General features: G+C 42.5%; 13 protein-coding genes and 1 pseudogene. 3 read left to right on the plus strand and 11 right to left on the minus strand.

Annotation, left to right across the window (positions count from 1 at the left end; translation table 11 throughout):
- Window positions 1-75 precede the first annotated feature (75 nt).
- The 4 genes from AB5443_RS09205 to AB5443_RS09220 all read right to left on the minus strand — a co-directional run bounded on the left by AB5443_RS09205 (window position 76) and on the right by AB5443_RS09220 (window position 8,541).
- Window positions 76-759, minus strand: coding sequence for a WG repeat-containing protein (locus AB5443_RS09205; RefSeq protein WP_277134986.1), 684 nt, complete (start codon window positions 757-759; stop codon window positions 76-78).
- A 430-nt stretch (window positions 760-1,189) separates the two neighbouring features.
- Window positions 1,190-2,521, minus strand: coding sequence for a RagB/SusD family nutrient uptake outer membrane protein (locus tag AB5443_RS09210; RefSeq protein WP_277134983.1), 1,332 nt, complete (start codon window positions 2,519-2,521; stop codon window positions 1,190-1,192).
- Window positions 2,522-2,538: 17 nt separating this feature from the next.
- Window positions 2,539-5,874 carry a SusC/RagA family TonB-linked outer membrane protein gene (locus AB5443_RS09215; RefSeq protein ID WP_277134980.1) on the minus strand — a complete coding sequence of 1,112 codons (3,336 nt, stop codon included), beginning with the start codon at window positions 5,872-5,874 and terminating at the stop codon, window positions 2,539-2,541.
- A 33-nt stretch (window positions 5,875-5,907) separates the two neighbouring features.
- Complete coding sequence (locus tag AB5443_RS09220) at window positions 5,908-8,541, minus strand: zinc-dependent metalloprotease (RefSeq protein WP_277134979.1); 2,634 nt, start codon at window positions 8,539-8,541, stop codon at window positions 5,908-5,910.
- A 195-nt stretch (window positions 8,542-8,736) separates the two neighbouring features.
- Between AB5443_RS09220 and AB5443_RS09225 the strand changes: the two genes are divergently transcribed.
- From AB5443_RS09225 to AB5443_RS09235, 3 genes are all read left to right on the plus strand, one after another.
- On the plus strand, window positions 8,737-10,392 hold the full coding sequence (locus AB5443_RS09225; protein WP_277134978.1) for a M23 family metallopeptidase: 1,656 nt from the start codon (window positions 8,737-8,739) through the stop codon (window positions 10,390-10,392).
- Between the two features lie 24 nt (window positions 10,393-10,416).
- Window positions 10,417-12,060, plus strand: coding sequence for a C69 family dipeptidase (locus AB5443_RS09230; protein WP_073343294.1), 1,644 nt, complete (start codon window positions 10,417-10,419; stop codon window positions 12,058-12,060).
- A 160-nt stretch (window positions 12,061-12,220) separates the two neighbouring features.
- Window positions 12,221-13,966 (plus strand): phospho-sugar mutase, encoded by a 1,746-nt coding sequence (locus AB5443_RS09235; protein ID WP_277134977.1) that lies wholly within the window; start codon window positions 12,221-12,223, stop codon window positions 13,964-13,966.
- A 364-nt stretch (window positions 13,967-14,330) separates the two neighbouring features.
- Here AB5443_RS09235 and AB5443_RS09240 read toward each other — a convergent pair whose 3' ends face one another.
- The 7 genes and pseudogenes from AB5443_RS09240 to AB5443_RS09270 form a co-directional block, all read right to left on the minus strand.
- Complete coding sequence (locus tag AB5443_RS09240; protein ID WP_277134976.1) at window positions 14,331-15,506, minus strand: DUF418 domain-containing protein; 1,176 nt, start codon at window positions 15,504-15,506, stop codon at window positions 14,331-14,333.
- Window positions 15,507-15,585: 79 nt separating this feature from the next.
- Window positions 15,586-16,383: pseudogene (gene nudC / locus AB5443_RS09245) on the minus strand (NAD(+) diphosphatase); the annotation flags it as partial.
- A gap of 80 nt (window positions 16,384-16,463) precedes the next feature.
- Complete coding sequence (locus AB5443_RS09250; protein ID WP_277134975.1) at window positions 16,464-18,074, minus strand: ABC-F family ATP-binding cassette domain-containing protein; 1,611 nt, start codon at window positions 18,072-18,074, stop codon at window positions 16,464-16,466.
- Between the two features lie 397 nt (window positions 18,075-18,471).
- The gene (locus AB5443_RS09255) at window positions 18,472-19,845 is read right to left on the minus strand and encodes an FAD-dependent oxidoreductase (RefSeq protein WP_368114348.1); all 1,374 of its coding nucleotides are present in this window, start codon (window positions 19,843-19,845) and stop codon (window positions 18,472-18,474) included.
- Between the two features lie 99 nt (window positions 19,846-19,944).
- On the minus strand, window positions 19,945-20,526 hold the full coding sequence (locus AB5443_RS09260; protein ID WP_044653234.1) for a DUF417 family protein: 582 nt from the start codon (window positions 20,524-20,526) through the stop codon (window positions 19,945-19,947).
- Window positions 20,527-20,614: 88 nt separating this feature from the next.
- On the minus strand, window positions 20,615-21,454 hold the full coding sequence (locus AB5443_RS09265; protein ID WP_044653233.1) for an AraC family transcriptional regulator: 840 nt from the start codon (window positions 21,452-21,454) through the stop codon (window positions 20,615-20,617).
- Between the two features lie 3 nt (window positions 21,455-21,457).
- Window positions 21,458-21,940, minus strand: coding sequence for a cytidine deaminase (locus AB5443_RS09270; protein WP_022137863.1), 483 nt, complete (start codon window positions 21,938-21,940; stop codon window positions 21,458-21,460).
- Window positions 21,941-22,050: the final 110 nt, after the last annotated feature.

The following is a 22,050-nucleotide window of genomic DNA, read 5'->3' on the forward strand; positions in this document are numbered from 1 at the left end:
ACGTTGTTATTCGTAAGGGGATGTTTTAGAACAGAATGTCGTTTGTTGAGATGAATTGATGCGTAGAGTGGTTGTTTACAGACATTCACTGCCCTGTTTGTTGATTTTCATGCTTTTTCCATAGAGACCCACTCGTGCTATATTGCTATAAAAGGGTTCTGCAATATCATATTTGAAAGGAAGTATTTCCTTGTTGTCTTTGTCTATATATCCCCATTTGGACGATTGACTTTCAATGCAGACGGCAGCCAGTCCTTCCGAGAAAGGGCATCCGTTGTCATATTCCAACGGAATGACGACTTCGCCTTTCATGTTGATGAATCCTACCTTATTGTTTAGCGAGACGAGGGCCAGTCCTTCCGTAAATTGTTCTATCTGATTGTAAATCGGCGGAAGAATATAGTTTCCTTGTCTGTCAATCAGTCCCCATAATCCATCGTTACATACCCGTGCACATTCTTCTTCGAATGAGTGAGCCGCAGAGAATTTTAGGGGGATCCGTATTTGTCCCGTGCAATCAATGTATCCATATTGAGAATTGAGTACTACCATCGCTAATCCTTCTTTGAAAGAAAAAGCCCGTTCATACTTTAGAGGAATGACAATATCATATCCTTTGTTGACATATCCCCACTGGATTTTACCTTTAGCCGGAGCCAGTCCATTCGAGAAACGGCCGATTGCCGAGAAACGCTTTTTCTTATTAGCTACCCCATAAGCTAAAAAAGAAGTCAGGAGCTTTGTAATAGTGCTGCTCATCTTATTGATTGTTTGTGCGGTAAGCGTCCCTGATACCGTGTATATACAGAAGAAGCGTGGACGTCGTTAGTTCATCCTATTCAAGGCTCTGGTAAGCCCAACGGCGAATGAACAACAGAGTCCACGCCCTTGTATAACAAAGACGTGAACGCTTAGTTGTCATTATCTCACCGTTGATGAATTTACCAGATTCTGAATAGAGATAATATTCTAAACGCTTCTACGTTATTAATCGTAATAAGTCGCTACAAAGATATTATTTTCCCGGTAAATAACAATGCGTTTGGGGGATAAAGATTTTAAGAGTGGATGGGAAGTACGTAGAAAAATGCAGACTGATTGGTGGAGAGGATATAAAAACTCCCCTTGCAAATGAGGATGCAAGGGGAGTTATGGTGATAATTAATGATTAAGAGTACGATGTATGTTCTTAATTTAATAGTCCCGGATTGGCATCAATAGCTTCTTGTGGAATACGCAATGTATAGCGTGCGTCGTCTTGTTCAAGTACATAAGTGCTTCCACTTAATTCTTTTTGGATGCGAGGACGAGTAGTACGGCGCAAGTCAAACCAACGATGACCTTCGAAAATAAGTTCGCGGGCACGCTCTTCCAGAATTTCATTGATTAACGCTGCCTGACTCATGGCATTCACTTCATTTTTTTTATTATCATATCCTGTGGGAGTATATCGCTTTTCCATTAGTTGCAATAAGCGTGTGCGGGCTTCCGGCAGTTTATTTAGACGGGCTGCGGCTTCGGCTGCATTCAGATAAAGTTCTCCTGTACGGAAAGTACACGTGAATTTAGCTTCTCCTCCTTTAGCACTAATACGATTATTATTTTCGTCCGGTTCTTTGAAGTACTTTGTTAGTCGCAAATCGGTATTATCATATTTTTGTAAAAACGAGGGAGCAACGAGGCATGCTTTATTGGAAGAAGCGCTGAACATAAATTCGTAGGCTGTGATCATTTCTGCGGATTCGAAATGATTAGGGAGCATTTCTCCATTCATATCTTCCAAAGTGGACTTTTGTGCTAAAGCCTGCTCTGCAATCTCATAGGCTTTTTGCCATTCTCCCATATATAGGCGTACTCGTGCTTCAAAAGCATCAGCGGACGGTACTGAAAAACGATAAAGGTACTTGGATTCCCATTCTTTTTGATGGATCAGCCCTCGTGCTGTCTGTATATCAGATAAAATAGAAGCATAAACCTCTTTAACGGTATTGCGTGAAGGAATCTCTTCCAAATCAACGTTTAGTTTTAAAGGGATTGCTTTGGTTTCCGTTGCTCCGTCTTTTGTATAAGGTTGACCGTATAAATTAACCAGTATGAAATGCAGGTAACTTCTGAATAGATAAGCTTCTCCCACTAGCTGCTCTATATCTTCTTTGCTGCCTTCTGTGATTTGGTCTTTCTTATCTATGATGGAATTGGCATAGAAAATTGCACTATAGTAATTACTCCAGCCAAATATTGCAGTACCACTGGGTGGGTTGAGGTCATTCCATTTTTCGATTGCAGAATAACTACTTTGGTCATTAGGGTCACTACTGATAATTATTTCATCTGTACGCATTTCACAGTAAACTTTATCCTGGAATTGGTTGGATTTATAGGCAGTAGTCATTAGTGCGCGGTATTCTGCCAACGTAGTCGGAATAACCTTGCCAACAGGTTGTATATCCAGAAAACTGTCACATGAAGAGAACAGGATGCTGGCTAATAATACAGAAATTATAGATATACTCTTTGTCATAACTTATTCTCTGAATTTTAGAAATTAAGATTTAAATTGAATGTGATTGATTTGGCTACAGGAGTAGCGTATAGATTACTCATTGATTCCGGATCCATATAGTTCTTGTAGCTGGAGCCGAATACGAATAAGTTGCGGCCCTCTATACCAATTGTAGCTCCTCCAATACTGAGTTTATGTAACCACTCTGAGGGTATACGATAAGCAAGACGCAGATTTTGGAGACGTACATAACTTAATTTTTTTACCCAAATATCTAATGAACGATAAACATCTTTTCGGTCACCAAAGAAACTGTAATCGGCTATATTATGATTACGGTTCGCTAATGCTGGGAATTTCCCATCAGTATTTTCTGGAGTCCATCTGTCTAAAATGTCACGATTGGTGTTACGCCCCGGGTCAAATGATGTTAAATCGTAAGAAGGAGTGGTGCGTACATGTGCTCCTAAATTATAGGAGAAATTTACATTCAGCTCCCAATTACGATAATTGAATGTATTCATAAATCCTCCGGTATAAGGAGCATCGGAGGAACCTATGTAACTATAGAATTCTCTTTCTTCAGCTGGTTTTACAGTTGATGAATAAAATCCCATTCCGCTTTCGTCTGTCAGCTTATATAGCGTCTCTATATTCACGGCTTGCCCATCTTTTGTTTCAATAAGTATTTGTCCGTTTTTAGGATCCACCCCTTTGGTCTTTAACGCAAAGATGGCACCTACCGGGTAGCCTTGTAAGCCTGGCATTGTTTGATTTTCAGGTGTCATAACTTTCAATACTTTGTTTTGATTATAAGCAAAGTTGAATGTTGTGTACCATGAGAAGTTTTTGGTAGTGATATTGCGTGTCTGCAAGTTTATTTCTATACCTTTATTTTCCATGCTGGCCCAGTTGATGCTTTGGCTTGTAAAACCGTTTTCCAGCGGTAGCATTTTTGTCCCGATGAGATCTGTTCCTTTGCGGTAATAGTAGTCTACTGCAAGATTAATGGCCTGATTGAATACGGAAAAATCTAATCCGATATTGTAAGAGGCTGTTTTTTCCCAACGCAGTTTATCGTTAGGGGCGCTACTAATCGTGATGTTTTCTTCACCGGGATTTCCAGGCAAGATATTCGCATTGCCATATGTGCCAACTAGAAATGGAGATGTGTTCTTGTCAATATTTCCTTGTAAACCATACGAGAAACGAAGGGCAAGATTATCCAGCCATTTAGGTTGGTTTAGAAATGATTCATTGGAAATACGCCATAAACCACTTATTGAATATATGGGTAAATAGCGGTATTTTTTATCTACTCCGAAAAGATCGGAACCGTCCAAACGTACGCTACCACCTAGTGTGTAACGATCCATTAATGTGTATGAGCCGTTTGCATAAAAAGAGGCAAAGGCATTTTCCTGATATGTTTTGGTATGTAGGGGATACTTTTTTGCTTCTGTTTCATCTGGGAAAATTAATGGTTTGGTAGTCAATGTCTTTGGATCGTATCCATATCCTGCAGTAAATTGAGTTTCGTACCAGTTCTTACGGATTTCCGATCCTCCCATGAATTGGACAGAATGAATATCATTGAAGGTGTTTTTATATTCACCTTGCAATTTCCATGTAATTTGTGAACTTGTACTGTTATCAACTCTATGCATTCCGCCTTCCGGTATAATATATGTCTCACTTGTTTTGATGTAGCTATCTTCGCGAATATTACGCAGGTTAAATGTATTTTGCCCAATATATTGCTCTTGAGAAGATTGATCCCATTGTATACCGATTTGAGTTGTTACTTTCCATTGGTCATTGAATCTTAATTCGGCATCAAAGATAGAGTTGATTGCAGTTGTAATCTTTTCGTTTTTGGTGTTATCCCGTTCTTCAAAGATATTGAATCCGCGTTTGGGGTCAGGAGTATTATCACTTGTACCTTTAATGTCATAATCATATTGATAATTATTATTTGAATCATATGGTTCAAAATATGGATTTGCGGTACGTGAATAGTATACAGGGTTAGAATAGCCATATTTATCAGTTACAAAGTTCTCGTTTTTGCGTCTGTTGGCAAAGAGTGAAATACCAATCTTTAGTAATTTGTTAAGCTGGTAAGACGTTTTGCTTGTTAGATTAAAACGACTCATACTTACTCCTGATACATTGCCATTTTCTTTTGTGTAGCCTAGAGAGTTATAATAGGTTACTTTTTCGCTACCTCCTGAAATACTGAAATTATATTCCTGCGTGAATGCATCTCTGAATAAAATATCGTTCCAATCGGTATTGATTGTTTTTAGTCGGTTGATTGCAGTTTGTGCTTCCGAGGTCAGCCCATTCCAACCACTTTCACGATAAACATTTACTAAATTATATTTGTTTAGAATAGAATAAACTCCGCCTTTCTCGGGATAAGTAGGATATGTCTCGCCAAAGAAGTCGTATGTTTCTTTCATTAATTGTAACTCTAAATCTACTTTTTCTTCTGAATTTAACAAATTCAAACGGGAGGTATCCAAATTAGGAGTATAGGTTAATTTAGTGTTGAAGTTAATAATTGGCTTGCCTGTTCTTCCGCGCTTGGTAGTAACTACAATAACACCGTTAGCTGCACGTGCGCCATATATAGCAGTAGCTGCAGCATCTTTCAAAATAGTGATGCTTTCTATGTCATTCGGACTTAATCCGGCAATTGACGATTGTTGCATATTAGTGATATCGTTGTCCGTTGCATCGTCTAGTTTGGGGATATCTGTTCCTTCCAAAGGCATTCCATCCAATACCCATAACGGATCTTGTGTTCCATTTAGAGAAGCTGTACCACGGATGCGAATACGTGCCGGAGCTCCCGGAGCTCCGGAAGTTGTCGTGACAGCCACACCTGCAATTTGTCCTGTCAATGCCTGGTCGATACTTTTGGTAGCACCTACCATCGCATCCGATAATTCAACTTTTGAGATGGCAGCAGTCAGTTTTCTACGTTCCAATGTCTGATAACCCGTTACTACCACATCTGCTAAAGCATGAGCCGAGGGTTGAAGTACGATGCGATAACTTCTCTTATCTCCTTGCAATACAATAGCCTGTTCTTCAAAGCCAATATAACTGCAATGGATACGCGTTACTTTTTCCGGAACGGAAATAGAGAATTTACCATCCATGTCAGTGATAGTACCCAAAGAAGTTTGTGATGCTCCGGCTTTTTTCAAATCGTCCGCATGGACATAAACGGAAGCACCGATCAGAGGTTCATTATCTTCACCGGAAATAACAACTCCGGTAATAGTACGGTTAGCAGCACTGGCGAAAGCCAGTGCGTTCACAAATAAGCATATAATAATGCACAAAAATTTGATTCTCATTAATTGTAAGATAGTTTAATTAATAGGTTTGTTTTACTTGATTCCCAAAGCGGTATTAATACGTAAAATCATATCTTCATAATGGTAGCGTGTAGCGGTGTCGGAAGTCCCAAGACGATTCTGCAATAACTTCTTGATGCGTAATAACTCACCGCGTTTCACAGAAATGGCATCTGAAATACGGTTGAGCTGGCTGCCGTAGAAGTTGAGCACACGCGGAGCACCCATCCGGTCTTCCTGACGAAGCGTACGTTGTTCGGCTGCATAGCAGCTACAGAAAGGAGTGGCATGGTCAAGCAAGAAATGCTCGTTTGCAATTTTCTTGTTGATTTTCACGGCTTCCGGTTCTGCGGCAGCGGTGAGTAAAGCATCCAGGAAGTTCTTCTGCAAAGAGCGTTCCATCACGTTGGGGATGCCACCACGTTCGGTAATACCGAAGATGTTCTTGTGGAGTCCGTCCATCAGTTCCACTACTGTAAAGGCCTTCTTTCCGTTGACAGATTCATTCTCTATCATACGCATCAGGCGGGTGTTGCCAAGCAAATCCCAAAGGATGTAAGCCTGGGCATTCTTGAGTATTTGAGTAGGAGCGTTCTCCTGTTGACCGATTGGAGTGTTACGGAGCAGGTAAGTGTATTCTCCCACTTCTGTGTCGAACAGCCATTTGGGATAAGTCAATACTTCATCCAGCAAGAATTTCAGCGAAGCTTGTTGCTTCTCTTTTTCTACGAATGTGTAAGTCTTGACGCCATCTCCCACAGTCGTATTTTCGATGTAGATACCACCGATGTTGGCAAGTACATGATATAGATAGTTATTCCACTGGTTGATAACAGCGTAATAGAGACGGGATGCTTCTTCGTAAGTCTGTCCCTTTTCTCCGGTTGTAGTCCATTGGAGAATTTGCGGAACGATACGTTTTAGGTTTTCGATACCGAGTAAAGAAGAACGAACCGGATCGTCACCTAAATCCTCATTTTGAGCACGCGGGTCTACGGCGTCGCGTACATCCTGTGCTTCGCTATATTTATAAAGACGGTCTGTATGTTTACTCAAGAAATCGAATAAGAGTTCTTTTTCTTCTTCGGGAGTACTCTTTCCATACCAGCGATAACCATATTCAATAGCGAACATATCATAAGGGCCGATATGTGGAGAAAGCACTTTCACACCATCTCCCGGTTGGGCGATATAATTGAAACGCGCGTAATCCATAATAGACGAAGCAGTAGAATTCATTTTGCTTGTAAAGGCTTCAGAACGTAATGAATCTGTCGGGAAAGCCCATGACCCCATCATATTATGACGCAATCCTAAAGAGTGCCCCACTTCGTGGCAGGCTACGAAACGAATAGCATCACCCATCAGAGCATCCGGCAACTGCACGCTGCGGGCTTCCGGACAAACGGTTCCGGTCTGCACTGTAATCCATTCGCGCACCATGGACAGTACATTGTGCCACCACATAATATCCGCTTCCAGTATTTCGCCCGAACGAGGGTCTAATAAGGAAGGCCCCATAGCATTCTTCTTTTCTGAAGCAGCATAAGTTAGCACGGAGTAATTAACGTCATCCATGTCTACATGCATGCTGTCAGTGATCTCTTTAGCGATAATTGCATTCTTGAAACCGGCTTTTTCAAAAGCGATTTGCCAGTCCTCGATTCCTTTCTTGATGTACGAACGCCACTGATAAGGAGTCGAATTATCAATGTAGAAAACGATAGGTTTGGCAGGTTCCACAATCTGACCTTTCAGGTAAGCTTCCCGATCTTCCGGTTTTGGCTCCATGCGCCAACGTGTGATATACTGCGTTTTATCCGTTCTTTGCTGTGCATCGCTGAAAGTCAATAGCGGATTGGTGAAGTATCCGACTTTCTGATTGTCGAAACGTCCCGTCATGGGTGTTTCGGGCAGTAGAAGGATAGAGGAGCTGACTTCCACCGTCACGTATACAGTTGTAGTTCCTTCTGTCACTCTGGTAGTCAGTTCGGAAGTTGCCACGACGTTGTTTGAGAAAGATTTGATAGACAAGATACGTGACAAGTTCTTGATAGCCGAAGTACCGAGGTTGATATTGGTAAATACGTTGTTGATACTGGTTTCCGTACCATCATAAATATCATTCACCTTGATTACCAATGCGGTAGAATCCGCGTTGACCGCTTCGATTTTGAATGCGGCAATCAGTGGAGAGATGAAGTTATCCTTTACCGAGCGGAAGATAGCATCATTTTGGGGAGCCAGCGGCAATGGACGTTGTTGGCGGAACATCAGTTTGCCGCTTGCCTTGTCCCATTCCATGCAAACCATCTGATTTTCATAATTTACTCCACGGTTTACACCTGCATCATTCAGTTCGGCAGGAACTCTTTGCAGCTTATTGACAACTAATAAGTCACGTCCTAAAAGTGATGTGGGAACTTCAAAATAATAATCGTTCTTCTTTTGATGTACAGCGAACATTCCTTTCGTTGTTTTGCTGTCTTCCACTAATTTTTCGTAGTCGCTTTTACTCTTCTCCTCTTTTTCTTCTGGTTTCTTCTTTTTCTTTTTAAACCAACTCAGATTTTCTGTAGCGGGGGTAGTTGCAAATGCCGGGCACGCTTCACTACCCAGCAGTATACATGCAATGACCGCTGCCATTACTTTTACATACATTCTCATTGAGTTCTTTATATTTAATTATAATTAAAAACGGATGCAAAAGTACTAATATAAATAACATAATGGGTACAGGTTTGCAATGAATATAATAATAAAAAGAATTATTAACTAGTATCTCCGGCTATCATTCCGCCCGGATATTTCGTAATTTAGTTGGAATAGTGTACATTTGCGGGGAGTAAAAAAGTGAATGGAATGATAAAACAATATATCACTGCTTTGATGCTGGCTTGTTGTGTCGGAGTTTGTGGACAAGAAAAGAAGCAAGCGTCCTTTGTGCCCCCTTTTGACTTTCCTCTTACATTGAGCGGAAACTTCGGAGAAATCCGCTCTAACCACTTTCATGGCGGGCTGGATTTTAAAACCGGCGGAGTAACAGGCAAACCTGTACGCGCCCTTGCCGACGGGTATATTTCACGTATCCGTGTCACCAATGGTTCGGGATATGTACTCGATGTTTGCTATCACAATGGCTATTCTACCATCAACCGCCATTTGAGCGGTTTTACTTCTCCCATTGCCGAAAGGGTGGAGAAACTTCAATACGAGAATGAAAACTGGGAAGTGGAAATAATTCCCGAGCCGGATGAATATCCGGTGAAAAGCGGTCAGCAGATAGCATGGAGCGGGAATACGGGATATTCATTCGGCCCGCATCTTCATTTGGATGTGTTCGAAACAGAATCGGGAGATTATATCGACCCGATGCCTTTCTTCAAATCGAAGATAAAAGATACGCGTGCCCCGAAAGCCGATGGCATTCTATTTTTCCCGCAGCCGGGCAAAGGTGTGGTGGATGGAAAACAGCAGACTAAAACAATACTTCCGAACGCGGAACGTCCGGTGGAAGCGTGGGGAGTGATAGGCACGGGCATCAAGGCATATGATTACATGGATGGAGTCAGCAATCATTATGGAGTATATTCGGTTGTCCTCACCGTAGACGGAAATGAAGTATTCCGCAGCACGGTAGATCGTTTTTCTCAGGAAGAAAACCGGATGATAAACTCATGGACGTACGGGCAATATATGAAATCTTTCATTGACCCCGGAAATAACTTACGTCTGTTGAAAGCATCGAATGATAATCGTGGTCTGGTGACGATTGATGAAGAACGGGATTATCAGTTCCTGTATACCTTAAAAGATGCTTTCGGAAATACTTCCAAATATAACTTTACCGTGCGTGGACGGAAGCAGCCGATTGAACCTTTGAACCATCGGGAGAAATATTTCTTTGCCTGGGATAAGACGAATTATCTGCAAGAACCGGGATTGAGTCTGGTCATTCCGAAAGGAATGTTATATGACGATGTTCCTCTTAATTATCAGGTGAAAGCCGATAGTGGGGCAGTGGCATTTACTTATCAGATAAATGATAAGTCCATTCCGCTTCATGCAGGTTGCGAGCTTCGTATTGGTTTGCGTAGAAAGCCGGTAGCCGATACTACAAAATATTATATAGCCCGCGTGACTCCGAAAGGTGGAAAATATAGCGTAGGCGGAAAGTACGAAGACGGCTACATGAAAGCATCTGTCCGTGAATTGGGAACTTTCACAGTCGCTATTGATACAATACCGCCCGAAATTATCCCTGTCAATAAGAATCTGTGGGGAAAGAATGGAAAGATTGTCTATCGGTTGAAAGACGAGGGGGCGGGTATTGCTTCTTATCGTGGAACGATTGACGGAAAATATGCGCTCTTCGGGCGTCCTAATATCGTGAAATCCTATTGGGAATGTAAGCTTGACCCGAAACATGTAAAGAAAGGTGGTAAACATACCGTTGAATTTACAGTAACCGATCATTGCGGGAATGAAACGGTAGCCCATGAGACTTTTGTCTGGTAATTATTAAAAGTGAATCATATATTTATGAAGAGAAGAATTTTTCTGTGTGCTGCCATACTGGTGGCGGCTGTGGCGAACACTTTCGCCTGTACGAATCTGATAGTCGGTAAGAACGCTTCCACCGATGGCTCGACCATCGTTTCCTATTCTGCCGATTCGTACGGCTTGTTTGGAGAACTGTATCATTATCCGGCAGCTACTTATCCGAAAGGAACCATGCTAAAAGTGTATGAATGGGATACTGGTAAGTACTTGGGGGAAATCGAACAGGCACGTCAGACTTACAATGTGACCGGGAATATGAATGAATATCAGGTTACAATTGGTGAAACAACTTTCGGTGGACGTCCCGAACTGGCGGATTCTACGGGAATTATTGATTACGGTAGTTTGATTTATATCGGTTTGCAACGTTCGCGTACTGCTCGTGAGGCCATTAAAATAATGACTGACCTGGTGCAGCAATACGGCTATTACAGCAGTGGGGAATCTTTCACCATCGCCGACCCGAACGAAATATGGATTATGGAAATGATTGGCAAAGGCCCCGGTATCCGTGGAGCTGTTTGGGTAGCTGTACGTGTGCCGGACGATTGTATCTCGGCTCATGCCAACCAGTCGCGCATCCATCAGTTTGACATGAACGATAAGGAGAACTGCATGTATTCTCCCGATGTTGTCTCTTTCGCACGTGAGAGAGGTTACTTCAACGGAGTAAACAAGGATTTTAGTTTTTCGCTTGCTTATGCCCCCCTTGATTTCGGTGCACGTCGCTTTTGTGAAGCCCGTGTATGGAGCTATTTCAATAAATTCACGGACAATGGAAAAGAGTATCTTCCTTATATCGAAGGAAAAACAGATACTCCGATGCCTCTTTTCGTAAAACCGAAACATAAGCTGTCTGTACAAGATGTAAAAGATATGATGCGCGACCATTATGAAGGGACTCCGCTTGACATCTCCAATGATTTCGGAGCAGGCCCTTATAAGATACCGTACCGTCTTTCTCCTTTGAACTTCAAGGTCGACGGACAGGAATATTTCAATGAACGTCCGATTTCCACTCAACAAAGCGGTTTTGTATTTGTTGCACAGATGCGGGCTAATATGCCCGACCCGATAGGGGGCGTACTTTGGTTTGGTGTGGACGATGCGAATATGGCGGTATTTACTCCTGTTTATTGTTGTGCCACTAAAGCGCCGATATGTTATACACGTGTGGACGGAGCCGATTATATTACATTCTCGTGGAATTCAGCTTTCTGGATTTTCAACTGGGTGTCTAATATGGTTTATCCGCGTTATGACTTGATGATTGGTGATGTGCGTGAAGCGCAGAAGGAGATGGAAACGACCTTTAACAATGCGCAGCAAGGTATTGAGGAGATGGCGGTCAAACTGTTGGAAAAAGATAAAAACGCCGCTATTGATTTTTTGACCAACTATACCAACATGACTGCCCAAAGTACTTTCGATACATGGAAGCAATTAGGGACTTTCCTGATTGTGAAATATAACGACGGAGTAGTGAAACGTGTGAAAGACGGACAGTTTGAACGTAATTCTATCGGACAACCTGCCGGAGTGCTTCGTCCCGGTTATCCGAAGGAGTTTTTGCAGGAATATGTAAAACAGACCGGAGACAGATATAAAGTGCCGCAAGAATAGATATTAAGTATTAGATATCAGGTATTGAGTATGCTGAATTTTAATTCTTAATTCTCAAATTTCAATTAAAAGAATAGGAATTATAAACTTATTATTTTACATTTGTGTGCTCAAGACAATGGCAATAAATAATTCATTAACCATATAAATAACAATCGAAATGGAAAATCAGGAACTAATCAAACAGGTCACTGAAAAAGCCGAAAAATGGCTGACCCCGGCTTATGATGCCGAAACTCAGGTTGAAGTGAGACGCATGTTGGAAAACGATGATAAAACCGAATTAATTGAAGCTTTCTACAAAGACCTTGAATTTGGTACGGGTGGTCTGCGTGGTATCATGGGGGTAGGTAGCAATCGTATGAATATCTATACGGTAGGTGCTGCCACTCAGGGACTTTCCAACTATCTGAAAAAGAACTTCAAAGACCTGCCGCAGATTTCTGTAGTAGTGGGTCACGACTGTCGTAACAACAGCCGTCTGTTTGCGGAAACTTCCGCCAATATCTTCTCGGCTAACGGTATCAAAGTATATCTGTTCGATGATATGCGCCCGACTCCGGAAATGTCTTTCGCTATCCGTCACCTCGGTTGCCAAAGCGGTATTATCCTGACTGCTTCCCACAATCCGAAAGAATATAACGGTTATAAGGCATATTGGGATGATGGCGCACAGGTATTGGCTCCGCACGATAAAGGTATCATCGACGAAGTGAACGCAATTGCTTCTGCTGCCGACATCAAGTTCCAGGGTAACCCTGATTTGATTCAGATTATCGGTGAAGACATTGACAAGATTTATCTGGATATGGTGAAAACTGTTTCTATCGATCCGGAAGCTATTGCACGCCACAAGGATATGAAGATCGTTTATACTCCGATTCACGGTACAGGTATGATGTTGATTCCGCGTGCATTGAAGATGTGGGGATTTGAAAACGTATTCACTGTGCCTGAACAGATGATTAAGGATGGTAACTTCCCGACGGTCGTATCTCCGAATCCTGAAAATGCAGAAGCACTTTCTATGGCTGTGAACCTGGCCAAAGAAATTGATGCCGACCTGGTAATGGCTTCCGACCCGGATGCTGACCGTGTGGGTATCGCTTGCAAGGATGATAAGGGCGAATGGGTACTTATCAACGGTAACCAGACTTGTATGATGTACCTTTACTATATCCTGACTCAATATAAGCAACTGGGTAAGATTAAAGGCAATGAGTTCTGTGTGAAGACAATCGTTACTACTGAACTTATCAAGAAGATTGCTGATAAGAATAACATCGAAATGCTTGACTGCTATACCGGTTTCAAATGGATTGCACGTGAAATCCGTCTGCGTGAAGGTCAGAAGAAGTATATCGGTGGTGGTGAAGAAAGCTACGGATTCCTTGCCGAAGACTTCGTTCGCGATAAAGATGCCGTATCAGCTTGCTGCTTGATTGCTGAAGTTGCTGCATGGGCAAAAGATAATGGTAAATCACTGTATCAATTACTGCTTGATATCTACGTAGAATACGGATTCTCTAAAGAATTTACAGTCAACGTAGTGAAGCCGGGTAAGAGCGGTGCTGAAGAAATCAAAGCGATGATGGAAAACTTCCGTGCTAACCCGCCGAAAGAATTGGGTGGCTCTAAAGTAATCCTGAGCAAAGACTATCAAACTCTGAAGCAGACTGACGACAAGGGCAATGTAACTGTAATTGATATGCCTGAACCATCTAATGTTCTTCAGTATTTCACAGAAGATGGCAGCAAAGTTTCAGTTCGTCCTTCAGGAACAGAACCTAAGATTAAGTTCTATATGGAAGTTCAAGGTGAAATGGGTTGCCGTAACTGTTTTGCTTCTGCCGAGTCTGCTGCAATGGAAAAGATTGAAGCAGTGAAGAAGTCATTGGGTATCTGATTCAGTTTCTTCTGATAGTTTCAGAACAGGACAATAATAAAATAGCGCCTCTATAGTCTTTTTGAAGAGTATAGGGGCGCTTCTTTTTATCTGTGTATCGTCTTGATTTCCCCTGTTTTTGGGCATTTAGCCCGGTTTAGCACAGTTCTTTCGATTCCTTTGCATTCTTTAAGCCGACTTTCTAATCATTCTTAGGGAAATCTTGTTGTATTGGCATCATCTCAATTTCAACAGGCAGGCTGCGGATACACATGTTTTGTTGATGCTTTAGAGTGATACGTTCAGTTTCATATTCATAAGTTGTTCGTTTGTAGTTTGAGTGTATTTCGTAGCCTGCTTTCTTGATTGTATATGCACCTCTCCGTTATTTCTTGCTTCCTATCCAAGTCCATTTGTGCCATATCGTTTCCAGCGGCCCTTGTTTATGTTTGGACAACCACCATTTACAGAACTGTACTTGCAGTATAAGGAGAATAATGCCGATTAGTAAGCTGATGCTATATCCGCAATAAGGAGCCAGGTAGAATCCGAATGGGAAATAGATGATAGCTCCCAAGATAGACTGGGAGATGTAGTTTGTCAAACTCATCTTTCCGTAAAAACGTAAATTGGAAACCGCTTTCTTGAACTTGTCTTTCTGGTAAAGCAGGATGAAAGAAGCTACCAGTACAATAGTAAACGCGAATTTCTGCCACATATCAAAAGCGGTGCCTACTGTATTCTGAATCAGGCTACTGTCACTTTGCATAATCTGTTCTTTCAGCGAGTAGAGCGGAGCGAAACTGATCGCCGCAATGATAAGTGCTTTTATCCAGAATTTCAGATGAGATTCGGTAGTGACGAATAATTCTTTGCGTCCGATATACAAACCGACCAGGAATAATCCGGCCGTTTGTAAGAAGCGTCCGGCGCCAACAGCCCACAGCAAACTGGCTTTCTGTCCTAATGTGATATTACCTATAAAGAAATCCCAAAAGTTTCCGCCTTTCGTGTATTCGGCCACTTCGGCATACATGGCTCCGACTTTCAAGTCGGGTAACGTATAGGCAGGATTGAAAAGACTGGCAATGTAGTGATACCATTCAATAGGTTGCAACAGGAATATACTTGCAGTAATCAAAATGGCTTTGTCGCTCCATTTGCGTACGATGAACAATACGAGGCCGACTATTGCAAATAGAAGAAGTACGTCTCCCGCCGGGAAAAAGGCAGCATTCAATGTTGCGAATCCAACCAGTAAAACCATTCTCCATAAAAAACGATAACCGAAATCTTTTCCTTTCAGTTTCTGATTATGCGATTGAATATAGAAAGTAAATCCAAAGAGCAGAGCGAATATGGCATAAGATTTTCCCGCAAACAGAGAGAATACTGCATTGAATACTCCATTGTCTAAAATGGTTAGCCACTCGGGAGAATTCTCCGGATAAACCGGAAAAATAAAATGCTCCAGGTTATGTACCAGGAGGATAGCCATAACTGCAAAACCTCTAAGAGCGTCTACTACCTCAATTCGTGGTGTTTTCGTTGATAATTCCATGGTGTTGATTTATAATTGTTTTTTAGTGAATTTATTTGTTTGGCATTTAGAGGAAGCTATTTCTATGTACATGTGAAATCTAAACATATACAGGATTATCTATCCACCAGTCAATCATCTTCCGTGCAAGACTTAGCTTCCGGGGAAGTTCCGGCAAATTATCTCTTGTGTAGAAGTCGCCTGAACTTAATTCTTCATCCTGGAGTTTTATTTTCCCACCGGCATAATCAGCTATAAATCCAACCATTAATCCGCTGGGGTAAGGCCAGGGCTGGTTGCCGAAATAAGTAATATTGTTCACATCCAGTCCGGTTTCCTCTTTTACTTCGCGGGCAACACATTCTTCCAGTGTCTCACCTGTTTCGAGGAAGCCGGCAACGAGACTGTTGAATGTTCCTTTGAAGTTGCGGGCATGGACAAGAAGCAATGAGTCTTCTTTTCGTACTAATACGAGAACTGCGGTCGAAATGGCGGGATATACTTCCTGCCCACACTTCGGGCAGCGCTTCATGATAGGCTCTTTCTGCTCCATAGGTGTACCGCAGGCGGAACAGAAACGGCTGTTTCTGTCCCAGTGCAGAATCTCATGCGCTTTCCCTGCTGTCTGATAGTGAGACAGCGGAAGATACTCATAAGAAGCACGAAGTCCGATCATTACATATCGCTCTGATTCTTCGATAGGTGCGGGCAGAGAGAAAGATTTGCAATTCTTTCCCTCCAATGTTGTGATAGTATGTACCGTAGTTTTTTCTTTGATAACGATAGGCGGAATTTCTCCGCAAGGAAGGGCAAATGTGCCGTTCCCTTTCTTTTCAAGAAGTAGTTGGTCTTTATAAAAGATAAACCACCATGATTGCGTTGTTTGACTCATTTTATTTTTATTCTTTTTCTTCGCGCTGCGAAGTTATAAAAAACCGTATTGATATTTGAGACTTTATCGGATAAAATAACAATAGATTAACTTAATGCAATACGCTGGTCGACACCAATCTCACGGATGAAATAATTGTCGTGAGAAATAGCGATGACAGTACCTGTATAATTTTTGATTGTATTGGTGATGATTTCAATACTTTGTATATCCAGGTTATTGGTCGGTTCGTCCAGGATAAACATGTCCGGGGTATTGTTACTAATCATCAGGCAACAGAAAGCGAGACGCATTTTCTCTCCGCCGCTAAGTTTCCGGCAAGACTTGTCCCATTCGGAAGCCGGGAAAAGATAACGGTTCAGGATAATCTTGATTTCATGTTCCGGCAGGTTACGGGTATTGAATGCGTAAGCCTGCTCCAGTATCGTATTCCGGTCGTCGATAATCGAATATTCTTGATTGAGATACACAGAAGTGAAGTTTGCCCGAATCAGAGTTCCTATGGCGGATTGGAGTTGTCCGGTAATTAATCTCAGGAGTGTTGTCTTTCCGCTGCCATTAGCTCCCTCGATACGGAGACGATCTCCGCTTTTTAATTGAAAGCTGAGAGGAGTCTGCCAAAGCTGGTTCTTCGGTGGATTCTGTTCGGAATGATAGCTGAAGTTGACATCCTTTGCTGTCACCAATATCTTCCCGCTATGAAGGGATGAACTGTTGAAGTCTGTTTTCAATACGGCGGTTGGTGACAGCGAACCTCGAAGCAGGTTACGTTCATCGGTCAGCTTCTCGGCTTTTTCCTGATGGACACTGTTCAGCTTACTGGTACTTTTTTCCGATTTTCCCTGCAATGCGTTTAGTACAATCCGTGGAACACCTTTTTTCATATTGGCTTTTTCACCGCGTACATTCTGTTTAGCTCTTCGTTCGGCAGTCTCCCGGGCTATTTTACGGGCTATCCGCAAGGCTTTCTCTTTTTCTTCGATGCGTTGCTGTAAGGCCTGTTGCAGAATGGCTTTTTGTTCTTTGTAAAATTCGTAATTTCCACCATAATAGTTGATTTGGTGTTTTTCCAGTTCGCATATCTCAGGCAGAATATTAAGCAACGTACGGTCATGGCTCACTACCAACAGAGTAGAACGATATTTCTCCACCCAGTCATACAAACGTTGCCTGCCCGAAATATCAAGATGATTCGTCGGCTCATCCATCAGAATGACAGATGGATTATGAATATCCATGCCTGCCAAAAAGACACGAGTTTTTTCTCCACCGCTAAGCAGATGCATCGGGTGGGATAGGGGAAACTGACCCAATCCCCACAAGTCAAGGGCGGCGACGGAACGTTCTTCGATATTCCAGTCGTCATCTAGTAACGTGAAATTCTCGGTTGAGGCATCTCCTGCGAGAATAGCGTGCAGAGCTTGCTGTTTGCTGTCTATATGCAAGACTTGTGCGATAGTTAATGAATCATATTGTCCGAAATGTTGCGGAATGTAATAAAGGTCGTCCGGTCGGACAATGACACCTGAAGAAGGCGATAATTGTCCGGCGATAATTTGTAGCAGAGTGGACTTACCACAGCCATTGTTACCGACTAATCCCAATTTCTGTCCTTTGCTGATGGCGAAATTGAGGTCACTGAATAATACTTCTTTATCCGGATGGATATAGTTGATTTGTTGAATACTTATAGGCATAATTGACCATTGGGTTTGAGGTTGAAAACTAGTGAAGATAATCACGGGATAGGGGAACGACAAACACAATACAGGCTAAACAACACGAAATTCGTGATGCTTAACATTATAGAAAAAGCATATAAGAAAAGTGATGTTTACTAGAAGTGTTGTCTTACTCAGTAATTCTCATTGCGGTAGGTATATAGTTTAACTTGGCGGCAAAGATAATACTTTCCGGCGGACTTCCTTCTGTTTTAAGTGAAAAACTGTTTTTCTTTGCTCTAAATCGGGGATAAAGACTATTCTGGATGGGTATTATTCTCACCCTTATGAGAAAAAATACTCATTGTAATGGGAATTTTTTCTCATAGGGATGAGTATTTTTTCTCATAGGTGTGAGAATGATTGAGAATGTTTATACATCAAATAATTGGTTTAATCCTTCGCTCATACTAGGATGCGTAAAGATGAAATCGCGTAGGAAAGTGGCATCCTGCCCTGTCTTCATTGCCATGGCTACGATATTTATAACCTCCGAAGCATCAGTGCAGAACAGGGTACATCCCATAATCTTCCCGTTATGATTGTTAATGATAGCCTTCAGCATACCATCCGTCTGTTGCAATGTACGTGAACGGACAACGGAAGTTGCCGGCAGTCGGGAGACTTTAAACGAATATCCTCTTTTCAGTGCTTCTTCTTCAGTAATGCCGATGTGTGCCAATGGAGGATCAATAAATACCGCATACTGAACAGGGTCACGGTCACCGATATCACGCTTCTTGTCTCCGAAGAGCTGGTCACGGATAATCCGGAAGTCGTCCAATGAAAGATAAGTAAATTGCGGCCCGCCTTTCACATCCCCCATTGCCCATACATGGGGAACGGTAGTGCGTAACTGGTCGTTTACTACGATAGCTCCGTGAGCATCCACCTCTATTCCCGCAGCTTGCAGATTCAATCCTTCGATCATCGGTTTCCGTCCGGTTGCGATAAGAATAGCATCTCCGTCTACAAAGTACGGAGTACCGTCGGATACATCCGAGTAAGCCAGTGTCACTCCATCATTCGTATCATGGATAGACTGCGCACGTGCATTCAGATGGATTTCGATACCTTTCTTTTCCATCACTTCTTTGACACTCTTGGCAATATCCTGATCGTTGCGGGGCATAAACCGGTTGCCGCCTTCGAGAATAGTCACTTTACTGCCGAATCCGGCATACATCGAAGCAAATTCCAACCCGATATATCCGCCGCCGACAATAATCAAATGTTTGGGCAGGACATTCATATCCAGGAGCGTGGTACTGGTGTACACATGTTGGCTTTGCTGAATGCCGTCGATTGCCGGAATAATAGGAGTAGAACCGGTATTGATAAAGATTTCTTTTCCTTGCAGTTCGATGTCCCCGTCAGGGAGCGTTACCTTGACAGCACCGGGAGATATGAAAGAAGCCGAACCTGTATAAATAGTCACATTCGGACGTTTGCTCAGTCTCTCATAATTGTTCCCTCTAAGAAAAGAAGTCAGACGGTTTTTACGGGCAACAGCCTGTTTGTACATATTTGACTGTTTCGGAAAATCCTCGTAGTAGAGTAGGGAAGAAATCCCGGCTTCGTGTATCAGCGTCTTTGTCGGGATACAGGCAATGTTCGGACAAGAACCTCCATACATCATATTGGAGCGTTCAACGATGGCAACTTGCCATCCACGGTTTGAAAGTTCGGCAGCCAGTGTCTTTCCTGCCTTGCCGAACCCTATTATAATTGCATCATATTGTTTCATAACTTCTTTGTTTAACGATTTGTATGAGACTATATAACAGTCTGAAAATACGATTTGTTCCGTAACGCAAAGAAGTCAGCACCCTCTACAGTAGTTTGATTATTCTTTTTTAAGTGTTTTCAGTACGCGTTGTGACGAGTCGGACAGAAGTACTACGGCACCGGCTAAAATAACAATATCCTTAATCACCAACCGTCCCGCACCTGACAATAGCGGAAAGCCGAATTCTCCACTTCCCAGGTTTGGAACCCAGACTTCGGGAGTCGTGACGAGGAAGGAGAGTGTGCCTAGCGTCATGATGATAGCCAGTGTATCACCTATCAATCCCGCTTTCGAGGAGAAGATTCCCAAAAACACCAGAATGCCGATGCTCATGATAAGAGCTCCCAGTGCATAAGAGAAAACATACGTATTGTTTGCTTCATGCCATGCACGATTTTCCGGGACGAAAGCACCTTCCGCGTTTTTGTGTTCCTTGTATTCGGGAGCTCCTTTTGCATAGAAGAAACTCATGAAAGGGCTGTTGGCAACAAACGGAACAATCCCGTCGGCTTCATAATGGAAATACTTCAATCCGCCTATCCACACAAATACCACCAGGATAGCTACACGAATAAACTTGATACCAAAACTTTTCAGGCTTGAAGTGAAGGTCAGTAAAGCGATAAATTTCTCTTTCATTTTGTTGGGGTTTTAATTGGTTTAACTTACACCGCAAAGGTCGTGCATTCCCAATACTCCCCAAATGGCAATACTTCCGTATCGCTTATCAATTTTTCCCTTCCTGCGTATTTCTGAACTGTACGGCACTCTGCCCGGTCATGTTTTTAAAGAAACGGCTGAAAGAAGCCTGGTCTTCAAAGCCCAGGATATCGGCAATCTCCTTGGCGCTTTTGTTACTGTAAAGCAAGAGCCGTTTGGCTTCCGCTTCCACCCGTTCGTGAATCACACGGAGTGGGGAAGGCAACTTGCAGGTCGAAAAGATGTTCGACAGAGTCTTGGGAGACTTATGCAACATATCAGCATAGTCCTGTACCTGCTTTTTCGTCCGGTAATGCTCGTCAACCAAATTATAATACTGGCGTACAATCTCGAAACCGGATTCTTTTTCGCGGGTAATGTTCATTCGATGACGCGCGATGCGGGTGCACTGGATGATAAAACGTTTCAGCAATATGCGCAACATCTCTTCCTGCAAACTGTCGGAAACGGTGAACTCGTTTTCCAGTGCTGCGGTGATGGTGTCCAGTTCCTTGCGCTCCTTCTCATTCAGCGTAAAGCGGATAAGATGGGACGAACCGTTGAACAGGAAGCCGCTGCATGATACTTCATGGTCGTTACCATAAATACAGTAGAAATTACTGTTGAACAGTAAAGTCAGGTAATCTCCGTCGATGGATTTGAATTCGAGATGTTGCAGGTGAGTCAGTGAAATCACCTCATCTTTGGTAAGTACCATTTCCTGATGGTCTATCTCTACTGTGATACTTCCGTTGCGTACCCATATAAACTTGTAAAGTCCTTTTTCCTTTTGTAATGCTTTCTCTGCCAGATAAGAATCCGTAAGCGCGAGTGTTCCTTTTAGTTTTGTGTGATATTGCTGTAACATAGTTTAATCCTCCATTGCTGATGCGTCAAATGATAGTGGCAATAAATCGCCTATACTTTTAATTTCGTAAATACACTCTTTACCGTAAAGCAAGATACGGATAGGTTGACCGTATCGTTTTTCCGTCTCCAGGATTACTTGGCGGCAAGCGCCGCAAGGAGGAATCGGATTGTCTATAAAGTCCTTTTCCGTTCTTGCCGCAATGGCAAGAGTGACGACCGGTTGGTCGGGATACTGGGAATTGGCGTAGAACAGAGTCGTACGTTCCGCGCAAAGCCCTGACGGATAGGCGGCATTTTCCTGGTTCGTTCCCGTTACGACGGTTCCGTTGCCCAACAATGCGGCTGCACCTACCGAGAAGCGGGAATAAGGAGCATAGCTGCGTGCTGTTGCATCCATGGCAGTTTTCATAAGTGCCCGGTCGGCCTCATTCAACTCATTATATTGATATACTTTAATAACTGCGGTAATTATGAGGTCTTTCATACGCGTTGAGGTATTGGTTTCTACAATTAATGTTACAAAGTTAGGAAAGAGATTGATAATCCCAATTATTTTTCGGATTTTTGTGTCCTATAACTCACATCTGAATTAAA

The sequence above is a fragment of the Bacteroides sp. RTP21281st1_H5_RTP21281_210402 genome (assembly GCF_040918965.1).
Lineage (GTDB): Bacteria > Bacteroidota > Bacteroidia > Bacteroidales > Bacteroidaceae > Bacteroides > Bacteroides congonensis.

Excerpts from the sequence above, each read along its gene's own strand:
- AB5443_RS09265 (WP_044653233.1), bottom strand. The coding sequence starts at position 21,454 with ATGTTACAGCAATATCACACAAAACTAAAAGGAACACTCGCGCTTACG.
- AB5443_RS09250 (WP_277134975.1), bottom strand. The coding sequence starts at position 18,074 with ATGCCTATAAGTATTCAACAAATCAACTATATCCATCCGGATAAAGAA.
- AB5443_RS09255 (WP_368114348.1), bottom strand. The coding sequence starts at position 19,845 with ATGAAACAATATGATGCAATTATAATAGGGTTCGGCAAGGCAGGAAAG.
- AB5443_RS09205 (WP_277134986.1), bottom strand. The coding sequence starts at position 759 with ATGAGCAGCACTATTACAAAGCTCCTGACTTCTTTTTTAGCTTATGGG.
- AB5443_RS09260 (WP_044653234.1), bottom strand. The coding sequence starts at position 20,526 with ATGAAAGAGAAATTTATCGCTTTACTGACCTTCACTTCAAGCCTGAAA.
- AB5443_RS09220 (WP_277134979.1), bottom strand. The coding sequence starts at position 8,541 with ATGAGAATGTATGTAAAAGTAATGGCAGCGGTCATTGCATGTATACTG.
- AB5443_RS09240 (WP_277134976.1), bottom strand. The coding sequence starts at position 15,506 with ATGGAATTATCAACGAAAACACCACGAATTGAGGTAGTAGACGCTCTT.
- AB5443_RS09270 (WP_022137863.1), bottom strand. The coding sequence starts at position 21,940 with ATGAAAGACCTCATAATTACCGCAGTTATTAAAGTATATCAATATAAT.
- AB5443_RS09215 (WP_277134980.1), bottom strand. The coding sequence starts at position 5,874 with ATGAGAATCAAATTTTTGTGCATTATTATATGCTTATTTGTGAACGCA.
- AB5443_RS09225 (WP_277134978.1), top strand. The coding sequence starts at position 8,737 with ATGATAAAACAATATATCACTGCTTTGATGCTGGCTTGTTGTGTCGGA.
- AB5443_RS09230 (WP_073343294.1), top strand. The coding sequence starts at position 10,417 with ATGAAGAGAAGAATTTTTCTGTGTGCTGCCATACTGGTGGCGGCTGTG.
- AB5443_RS09235 (WP_277134977.1), top strand. The coding sequence starts at position 12,221 with ATGGAAAATCAGGAACTAATCAAACAGGTCACTGAAAAAGCCGAAAAA.
- AB5443_RS09210 (WP_277134983.1), bottom strand. The coding sequence starts at position 2,521 with ATGACAAAGAGTATATCTATAATTTCTGTATTATTAGCCAGCATCCTG.